1 protein-coding gene is annotated in these 477 nt (G+C 58.7%); it reads right to left on the bottom strand.

Going from position 1 to position 477, the window contains the following annotated elements; genetic code table 11:
* Positions 1-138: 138 nt before the first annotated feature.
* Positions 139-477 (bottom strand): hypothetical protein (locus RT91_RS22380; RefSeq protein WP_035189453.1); only part of this gene is annotated, 339 nt, incomplete at its 5' end.

The following is a 477-nucleotide window of genomic DNA, read 5'->3' as shown; positions in this document are numbered from 1 at the left end:
CGCCGATCTCGAAGACGCCATCAAGCGCTACATCAAGGCGCACAACAGAATTCCAAGCCATTCCTCTGGACCGCAACCACAGCCTCAATCTTCAAAAAGCTCGCTCAGATCCCTGAACCATCCGAATGAGTCAATCCACTAGAGCCCGGTCCGGGGCAATCGGACGCGCCTCAAGGCTTCTTTAGCTCTCGCCGGAAAGGACTTCCCAGATTTTCGGTAACCCACGCCGTTAAGGACGGCATCCGCCGGCTTGGCGCGGTCCCAGTCGCGAGAGGACAACTCTTTCAGGAAGCTGCGAGCCTTACCTACGGAGTAGCGAGAGTCGTCATTCTCGGAGAGGGTCCTGTAAAGAGCCCCAAGGCGTTCGGCCGCGCTTCGCGGCACGGAATTCATCCGCATCAGAACCGCATCCTCACTGCTCACGCCGTGGTAGATCATGGCCGGAAGGGTGTTGATGCGCCGCTTCTCGGCTTCCGA

Origin of the sequence: Acidiphilium sp. JA12-A1, from assembly GCF_000724705.2 — a bacterium.
Lineage (GTDB): Bacteria > Pseudomonadota > Alphaproteobacteria > Acetobacterales > Acetobacteraceae > Acidiphilium > Acidiphilium multivorum.
Note: the sequence above shows the minus strand (reverse complement) of the source record. Positions and strands in the feature narration are given on the sequence as shown.